The sequence below is a fragment of the Streptomyces sp. genome, assembly GCF_031178505.1.
In the GTDB taxonomy this organism is placed as follows: domain Bacteria; phylum Actinomycetota; class Actinomycetes; order Streptomycetales; family Streptomycetaceae; genus Streptomyces; species Streptomyces gulbargensis.
In genome coordinates this window covers 1-7,899 of the sequence record NZ_JAPSIW010000288.1, presented here as the reverse complement: position 1 = coordinate 7,899, position 7,899 = coordinate 1, and the positions used below count along the sequence as shown (strand labels likewise).

Annotated in this window: 6 protein-coding genes and 2 pseudogenes; 2 read left to right on the top strand and 6 right to left on the bottom strand. The window is 73.8% G+C overall.

Features of this window, described 5'->3' with window-relative positions; translation table 11 throughout:
• Positions 1-295: pseudogene (locus RIF68_RS19460) on the bottom strand (EamA family transporter); the annotation flags it as partial.
• Positions 296-474: 179 nt separating this feature from the next.
• Between RIF68_RS19460 and RIF68_RS19455 the strand changes: the two are divergent.
• On the top strand, positions 475-1,344 hold the full coding sequence (locus tag RIF68_RS19455) for a LysR family transcriptional regulator (RefSeq protein ID WP_309052554.1): 870 nt from the start codon (positions 475-477) through the stop codon (positions 1,342-1,344).
• On the opposite strand, the gene RIF68_RS19450 is transcribed toward RIF68_RS19455, so the two are convergent.
• The 3 genes from RIF68_RS19450 to RIF68_RS19440 all read right to left on the bottom strand — a co-directional run bounded on the left by RIF68_RS19450 (position 1,341) and on the right by RIF68_RS19440 (position 5,725).
• Positions 1,341-1,601, bottom strand: a complete 261-nt coding sequence (locus RIF68_RS19450; protein ID WP_309052553.1) for a DUF397 domain-containing protein — start codon at positions 1,599-1,601, stop codon at positions 1,341-1,343. The genes RIF68_RS19455 and RIF68_RS19450 overlap by 4 nt on opposite strands.
• Positions 1,579-2,409 carry a helix-turn-helix transcriptional regulator gene (locus RIF68_RS19445; RefSeq protein ID WP_309052552.1) on the bottom strand — a complete coding sequence of 277 codons (831 nt, stop codon included), beginning with the start codon at positions 2,407-2,409 and terminating at the stop codon, positions 1,579-1,581. The genes RIF68_RS19450 and RIF68_RS19445 overlap by 23 nt, the downstream gene beginning before the upstream one ends.
• A 472-nt stretch (positions 2,410-2,881) precedes the next feature.
• On the bottom strand, positions 2,882-5,725 hold the full coding sequence (locus RIF68_RS19440) for an FAD-binding and (Fe-S)-binding domain-containing protein (protein ID WP_309052551.1): 2,844 nt from the start codon (positions 5,723-5,725) through the stop codon (positions 2,882-2,884).
• Between the two features lie 51 nt (positions 5,726-5,776).
• Between RIF68_RS19440 and serC the strand changes: the two genes are divergently transcribed.
• Positions 5,777-6,895: a phosphoserine transaminase gene (gene serC, locus RIF68_RS19435; RefSeq protein ID WP_309052550.1), complete on the top strand. Its 1,119-nt coding sequence runs from the start codon at positions 5,777-5,779 to the stop codon at positions 6,893-6,895.
• Between the two features lie 112 nt (positions 6,896-7,007).
• Here the strand turns inward: serC and RIF68_RS19430 are convergent, their stop codons facing one another.
• Together RIF68_RS19430 and RIF68_RS19425 are read right to left on the bottom strand one after the other, a co-directional pair.
• Positions 7,008-7,379, bottom strand: coding sequence for a hypothetical protein (locus tag RIF68_RS19430; RefSeq protein ID WP_309052549.1), 372 nt, complete (start codon positions 7,377-7,379; stop codon positions 7,008-7,010).
• A gap of 83 nt (positions 7,380-7,462) precedes the next feature.
• A pseudogene (locus RIF68_RS19425) lies at positions 7,463-7,899 on the bottom strand (WD40 repeat domain-containing protein); the annotation flags it as partial.

Below are 7,899 nucleotides of genomic sequence, written 5' to 3'. Positions count from 1 at the left end.
TCCCCGCCATGGCGGTGCCGAAGGCGACGACGGTCCCCCAGTCGGCGCGGCCGTAGCCGCGCACCTTCGGCCGGCACACGATCAGCAGCACGGCGGCGGCCAGGACGAGCCGCAGCGTCACGACACCTAGCGCACCGGCCCGGGGCATCAGCAGCACGGCGACCGCCGACCCGAACTGGACCGAGAGGCCGCCGGCGACGACGAGCGCGACGGGCCCGAACCGGTGGCCCGCGCTCCCGCCCGCCGGATCCGGTACGGCCGCCGCCTCCGGGGTGGTGACCGGCGCGGCCGGGATGATGTCCTTGACCGGGCTGTCCACCGGAGCGGCTCCTCACACGTTCAGTTCAACAGGCTGGACTGCCAGTACACCATACTGGACCTCACCCGCCCTGTCTTCGGCATTCCGCTTTCACGCTACGAGCCCTCCGCGCGGCACCGGAAATGCCGATTGCGCTGGGGTTATGCTCCGGACGCATGAGCATCGAGCTGCGTCACCTGCGCTGTTTCCTCGTCATCGCGGAGGAGTCGAGTCTGACGCGGGCGGCGGCACGCCTCCACCTCACCCAGCCGGCCGTCTCCCGCACGCTCGCCGCGCTCGAACAGCACCTCGGCGCACGGCTGGTGGACCGCTCCACCCACCACCTGGCCCTCACGGCCGAAGGTCACGCCTTCCGCGACCGGGCGGCCGCCGCCCTCGCCGCCTTCGAAGCGGCCGTCGACCCGGCCCGCCTCCGCCACCGGCCCCTGCGCCTCGGACACGCCTGGTCGGCGTTCGGCCGGTACACCACGCCCCTGCTCCGCCGCTGGCAGCGCGAACACCCGGAAACACCGCTGGAGCTGCTCCGCGTGGACGACCGCACGGCCGGTCTCGCCCGGGGCGAGGTCGACGCCGCCCTCCTGCGCGGCACGGTCGAGGCCCCCGGCCTCGTCACCACCGAACTGACCACCGAACCCCGCGTGGCCGCGCTCCCCGCCGACGGGCCCCTCGCCGCCCGGCCCTCCCTGGCCCTCGCGGATCTCGCCGACGAGACGGTGGTCCTCAACACCGTCTCCGGCACCACCGCACCGGCCCTCTGGCCGCCCACGGCCCGCCCGACGAGCACCCTCACCGTCGCCAACACCGACGACTGGCTCACCGCCATCGCCGCCGGCCGGGGCGTCGGCGTCTCCTCCGCCTCCACGGCCGCGCTCCACCCGTACCCGGGCGTCATCTACCGCCCGCTCACCGACGCCCCGCCGCTCCCGGTCCTGCTGGCCTGGCGCGACGCCTTCCCGCATCCGGCGACGGCCGCGCTGGTCGCCATGGCCCGCGACATCATCCGCGCCGAACCGTCAGAGCTTTAGCCGAGCCGCCCCTGCGCGGCGGCGGCGACGAACACCGCGAAGGCGGCGGGCGTGGCACGGAAGTGGGGCCCGGCGGGGTCCTTGGAGTCCCGCACGGCGACGTGGGCGGAGAGATCGGCGACCTCGACGCACTCGCCGCCGGTGTTGCCGCTGTACGAGGACTTGCGCCAGGCGGCGGGCCCGAGGGGGGCGCACTCGACGCAGTCGCCACCGTTGGGGCCGCTGTACGAGGACTTACGCCACTGCACCGGGTCCATACCGTTCCTCCATGACGCGCGCGATCAGCGTGGCGGAATCCTCTGGCGAGAGCGCCATCGCCTGAAGGCGAGCGTAACCGACGGAACGTTCCCTGATCACCTGGGAATTCGCGGTCATGTGACCCGAGTCGTAGGTCTCGCAGTAGAAGAGGTCGGGGTCGTCCTCGAAACGCAGGAGGTTGAAGGAGCCGAGTAGGCCAGGGTGTTCTCCCACCGTGTTCGGCAGCACCTGGATGTGCACCCACGGGTTGTCGGCAAAGCTCAGCAGGTGCGCCAACTGTTCGCGCATCACCTCCGGTCCGCCGATCTCCCGGTGCAGGACGGCCTCGTCCAGGACGACCCAGAGGACAGGCGGGTGGTCGCGGTCGAGTATCCGCTGCCGCTCCATGCGGGCCGCCACCCTCTCGTCCAGTGTGTCGGTGCCCTCGACACTCAGCACGGCACGGGCGTACGCCTCCGTCTGCAGCAGGCCGTAGACGAGCTGGCACTGGTACGTGGAGATGTACGCGGCCTTCGCTTCCATCTCCGCGTACGGCTGGAACCAGTTCGGAAGTTGGCTCCGCAGCACGAGGCCGATCAGGCGCGAGAACACGCCCCCCGTCATCAGGGCGGCGTCGATGCGCTCGGAGAAGTCCCGGGTGGGGACCTTCTTCGCGGTCTCGATCTGGCCGATGAGGGAGCCCGTGCAGTACACGATCTCGCCCAACTGGGCTTGTCGGAGGCCTGCGGCTTCGCGTAGGCGGCGGAGTTCGGATCCGTAGTAGCTCAGCGGTGAGGCGCTCGGATCCAGATCTCGGACGTTGACCACGAGGAAGTCACCCCCATTGTCGGCTGTGGCGGAGCGTAACGGGCCCGGCGGGGCGCGGGGCCCGAAAGGGCGAACCTCCCTTCGATCGGGGGAACTTGGGTCACGAGGCGCACGCGGCAGCGGGCGGCGCACAACGGCGTGCCCGCCTTCGCGAGCTTCTGGCGCGGCCGCCCTCTCTCCGAGAGTCGCGCCTTCCGTTGAGGTTCAGGCCCGCTGGTCACCGCCGGTAGGGGTGGGGTCCTCTCCACGAGCATTTCCGCTACGGAATGCACCCAACAGGGTGCCGGGAGGGCCGATTCACCCGGGGTTACCCGCAGTCCGAGTCGAGTTCGCTCGTCCGGGCCTTCCCCACCCACCGACAGGACTTCACCCACCCACCCGGGGCACGAACCCAGCCCCACCCCACCGAGCCGCAAGAGCATGACAAGCCGGAGCGATACCCGGGCCCGGCGGCCCCCGCGCCCCCAGCCCCCTACCCGTCCTCCAGTCCCTCCCGGAGGCCCTCCGCCAGGAGTTCCGCGAGGTGGCGGCCCCGGTAGGGGGTCAGGTCGCCGATCTGGGTGCGGCAGGAGAAGCCGTCCGCGAGGACGGCCGCGTCCTCGGGGGCCGCCCTGAGGGCAGGGAGCAGCTGGTCCTCGGCGCAGGCGACGGAGACCTCGTAGTGGCCGGGGGTGACGCCGAAGTCGCCCGCCAGGCCGCAGCAGCCGCCCGCGAGGTCGCCGGTGAGTCCGGCGCGGGCACGCAGCCGCCGGTCCGCGGCGTCGCCGAGGACGGCGTGCTGGTGGCAGTGGGTCTGCCCGGTGACGGGGCGGTCGAGACGCGGCGGTTCCCAGTCGGGCGCGAGGGTCTCCAGGGCCTCCGCGAAGGTGCGTACGGACGCGGCCAGACGCCCGGCCCGGGGGTCGTCCGGCAGCAGGGCCGGCAGGTCGGCGCGGAGGGTGGCCGCGCAGGAGGGTTCGAGGACCACGACCGGTCCCCGGAGGTCCTCGGTGACGTCGAGGGTGCGGCGCATGACCCTCCGCGCGGCGCCCAGCTGGCCGGTGGACACGTACGTGAGCCCGCAGCAGACCCGGCCCGGCGGCAGCGTGCTGCCGAGCCCCGCCGCTTCCAGGACCCGGACGGCGGCCCGCCCGACGTGCGGGGCCAGGTGCTCGGTGAAGGTGTCGGGCCAGAGGGTCAGCGCGGGCGGGCGGGTCGAGCCCCGCTCCCCGTACCAGGAGGTGAAGGAACGCTCCGCCACCCTCGGCAGGGACCGTTCGGGCGTGATCCCGGCGAGGCGGGCCGCGAACGGCAGGCGCATGGCCGCGTTCAGGCCGCGACCGAAGACGCCGAGCCAGTGCGGCAGCCGGCCCACCGTCCAGTGGGCGCGCGGCCGGCGCAGGGCGGACAGGCCCGCGTAGTGCCGGTCGAGGAACTCCGCCTTGTACGCGGCCATGTCGACGCCGACCGGGCAGTCGCTGCGGCAGCCCTTGCAGGACAGGCAGAGGTCGAGCGCCTCGCGGACCTCCTCGGAGCGCCATCCGTCGGTGATCACCTCGCCGAGCGCCATCTCGTGCAGCAGCCGGGCCCGGCCCCGTGTGGAGTGCTTCTCCTCCCCGGTGACGCGGTACGAGGGGCACATCACGCCCGTGCCCGGCGCCGGTGCCGGGACCGGAGCTCCGGCCGCCGGGGCGGGGGCCGGTCCGCCCGTGCGGCATTTCGCGACGCCGACGCAGCGGGCCGCCTCCCGCCCCGGTCCGGCGAGCGGCAGGCCGGTGAAGCGCAGGCCCGAGTCCAGGGGTTCGGGGCGGACGAGCATGCCGGGGTTGAGGCCGCCGTCCGGGTCCCACAGGTCCTTCACGGCGCCGAACAGGCCGACCAGTTCCGCTCCGTACATCTTCGGGAGCAGTTCCGCCCGCGCCTTCCCGTCGCCGTGTTCGCCGGAGAGCGAGCCGCCGTGGGCGACGACGAGGTCGGCGACGGCCTCGGAGAAGCGGCGGAACTCCCCCACGCCCTTCGCCGTCCACAGGTCGAAGTCGATGCGGACGTGGACGCAGCCCTCGCCGAAGTGCCCGTAGGGGACGCCCCGGAGGCCGTGTTCGGCCAGCAGGGCACGGAACTCCCGCAGATAGGCGCCGAGGCGGGCGGGCGGCACCGCGCAGTCCTCCCAGCCGGGCCACGCCTCTCCCCGGCCCGCTCCTCCGGCTCCGGCCACGCCGTCCGGTCCCGGGCCGGCTCCGCCGCCGGGGCCCCGGGTGGCGGTCCCGGCCGCGTCCTCGCGGACGCGCCACAGCGCCCGCTGCCCGGCCGGGTCACGGATCACGGCCGTGTCGACCGCGTCCGCCGCCCGGACCAGTGCGCGGGCCGCCGCCTCCCCGTCGGTCTCGCAGAACAGCCACGCCCCGCCCCTCGGCAGGCCCCGCCCGCCGCCCGGCACCAGATCGGCGGCCATGCCCTCGACCGTCAGGGGCCCGTACGGGAGGAGCCCGGCCGCCGCGTCGGCCGCCGCGCTCTCGTCCGCGTACCCGAGGACGACGAGCACGGGCGCGGCGGGCAGCGGAACGAGCCGTACGGTCGCCTCCGTCACCACCCCGAGCGTCCCCTCGCTGCCGACGAAGGAGCGGGCCACGTCGTGGCCGCGTTCGGGCAGCAGGGCGTCGAGGGCGTACCCGGAGATGCGGCGGGGCAGCCCGTCCGGGTAGCCGGTGCGCAGCGGGGCCAGGTGCCGGCCGACGAGGTCGAGCAGGCCGGGCGGCGCTCCCGCCCCGTCCCGCCCGAGCGTCAGCTCCGCGCCCCGGTACGTCATCACTTCGAGGGAGCGCACGTTGTCGGCGGTCGTCCCGTGGGCGACCGAGTGCGCCCCGCAGGCGTTGTTGCCGATCATGCCGCCGAGGGTGCAGCGGCTGTGCGTGGACGGGTCGGGCCCGAAGGTCAGCCCGTGGGGGCGGGCGGCCTCCCGCAGCCGGTCGAGGACGAGGCCGGGCTGGACGACGGCGGTGCGCGCGTCCGGGTCGAGGGAGAGGAGCCGTCCCATGTGCCGTGTGAGGTCGAGCACCACTCCGGTGCCGGTGGCCTGGCCGCCGATGGAGGTGCCGCCGCCGCGCGCGACGACGGGCACGCCGTGCTCCCGGCAGACGGCGAGGGCGGCGGCGACGTCGGCGGCGTCGCGCGGGGCGACCGTACCGGCGGGCACCCGGCGGTAGTTGGAGGCGTCCATGGTCGCCAGGGCCCGCGCTCCGGCGGAGAAGTCGACGTCTCCGGCGACGGCGGAGCGCAGAGCGGCGGCGAGTGCGTCGTGTCTTCCCACAGGACCAGGATGTCCCAGACTTCGTCTCATCCGGCGGACATCCGGCCGCCCCACCCCTTCCGACCCGATACCCTCCGGCTCGTGGCTGAGATCCAGATTCCCGCTGACATCAAGCCCGCCGACGGCCGTTTCGGCGCGGGCCCCTCCAAGGTGCGTACGGAGGCGCTGGACGCCCTGGCCGCCACCGGCACCTCCCTCCTCGGCACGTCCCACCGCCAGGCTCCCGTGAAGAACCTGGTCGGCGAGGTGCGTGCCGGCATCCGTGACCTCTTCTCGCTGCCCGAGGGCTACGAGGTGATCCTGGGCAACGGCGGTTCGACCGCCTTCTGGGACATCGCGACCCACGGTCTGATCGAGAACAAGTCGCAGCACCTCACCTTCGGCGAGTTCTCCTCGAAGTTCGCGAAGGCCGCGAAGCTGGCCCCGTGGCTGGCCGAGCCGACCGTGATCTCCTCCGACCCGGGCACGCACCCCGAGCCGGTGGCCGAGGCGGGCGTCGACGTGTACGCCTTCACGCACAACGAGACCTCCACCGGTGTCGCCGCGCCGCTGAAGCGGGTCGCGGGCGCCGACGAGGGCGCGCTCGTCCTGGTCGACGCGACCTCGGGCGCGGGCGGCCTGCCGGTCGACATCGCCGAGACGGACGTCTACTACTTCGCCCCGCAGAAGTCGTTCGCGGCGGACGGCGGCCTGTGGCTGGCGGCGTTCTCGCCGGCGGCCCTGGAGCGGGCGCAGCGGATCCACGCGTCCGGCCGGCACGTCCCGGAGTTCTTCTCGCTGCCGACGGCGATCGACAACTCGCTGAAGAACCAGACGTACAACACGCCGGCGCTGGCGACCCTCTTCCTGCTGAACGAGCAGCTGAAGTGGATCAACGGCCAGGGCGGTCTCGACTGGGCCGTGGCCCGGACGAAGGAGTCCTCGCAGGCGCTGTACGGCTGGGCGGAGGAGTCGAAGTACGCGGCTCCGTTCGTGACGGACCCGGCGAAGCGCTCGCAGGTCATCGGCACGATCGACTTCGCGGACGAGATCGACGCGGCGGCGGTCGCGAAGGTGCTGCGCGCGAACGGGATCGTGGACACCGAGCCGTACCGCAAGCTGGGCCGCAACCAGCTGCGGATCGCGATGTTCCCGGCGGTCGACCCGGCGGACGTGCGGGCGCTGACGGCCTGCGTCGACCACGTGATCGAGAAGCTGTAGGCGGGTCCCGCGGCGGCGCGGGATTCCTTTCCGGCGGGGCCCGGTGCGGGACGCGTGAGCGTCCGGCACCGGGCCCCGTCGCGTACGCCCGGACCTCCGTACGGCTCCGGGTTCAGCCGGCGGCCGACTGCGCCTTCACGTGGTCGATCACCGCGGTGAACTCGGCGGTCGGGGAGAACTCCACGACATCGGTGTCCTGGAGCGCCTCGGGGGCGTGTCCGGGTCCCCAGTAGTAGGCCTGCCCGGCCTCGTAGAACTCCTCGCCCGAGGCGGTCCGCATCCTGATCTTCCCCTTGAGGACGTAGCCCCAGTGGGGGCACTGGCAGAGGTCGTCCTCCAGGCCCTTGAGCGCCGGTCCCATGTCGGTGCCCTCGGGCAGGTGGATGAAGGCGACGGACAGGTCGCCCCCGGCCTCGCGCGTGCGGAAGTCGACGCCACCGCCCTCGATGGCGACGGGTGTGTCCTCGCGCCTGAATGCCGTCATGATTCCTCCACACCTCGTGGGGACCGTTCCCCGCCCGGCTTCGGGACTCCGGCGGTCTCCTTCCAGTCTCGCCCCGGGGACGGTCAGTCGCCGCCCCGGCCGCCGCCGCGCCGCAGGAGGCGCTTGGCGCCGAGGACGAGCGCGGTGGCACCGGCGAGGACCAGGAAGCCGAAGGTGGCGTTCCCCTGCTCACCGCCGGGGGCGCCGGCGGCCGGCGGGGTCGGGGAGGCGGCGCCCGGCCGGTCGGGGGTGCCGCGCTGCTCCTGCGAGGGGTGGTCGGCGCGGGTGCGGTCCACCCGGATCACCCGGCTGTCGCGGCCCTCGGAGCCGAACATGAACGCCGAGCCGTCGAGCGTGTACGTCACCGACTCGGCCTGCCCCTGGAAGGGGGCACCGACGGAGGTGCCGTCGCCCTCGGGGCGGCCGTTCCGCCACGGGTACTCGCGGGCGCTGAAGTAGCCGCGCAGGACGAGGTGTTCGCCGTCGGGCGAGAAGGCGCCGTCGGTGACCCAGGGCACCT

Coding starts and splice junctions, on each gene's coding strand:
- RIF68_RS19450 (WP_309052553.1), bottom strand. CDS start 1,601: ATGGACCCGGTGCAGTGGCGTAAGTCCTCGTACAGCGGCCCCAACGGT.
- RIF68_RS19440 (WP_309052551.1), bottom strand. CDS start 5,725: ATGAGACGAAGTCTGGGACATCCTGGTCCTGTGGGAAGACACGACGCA.
- RIF68_RS19430 (WP_309052549.1), bottom strand. CDS start 7,379: ATGACGGCATTCAGGCGCGAGGACACACCCGTCGCCATCGAGGGCGGT.
- RIF68_RS19455 (WP_309052554.1), top strand. CDS start 475: ATGAGCATCGAGCTGCGTCACCTGCGCTGTTTCCTCGTCATCGCGGAG.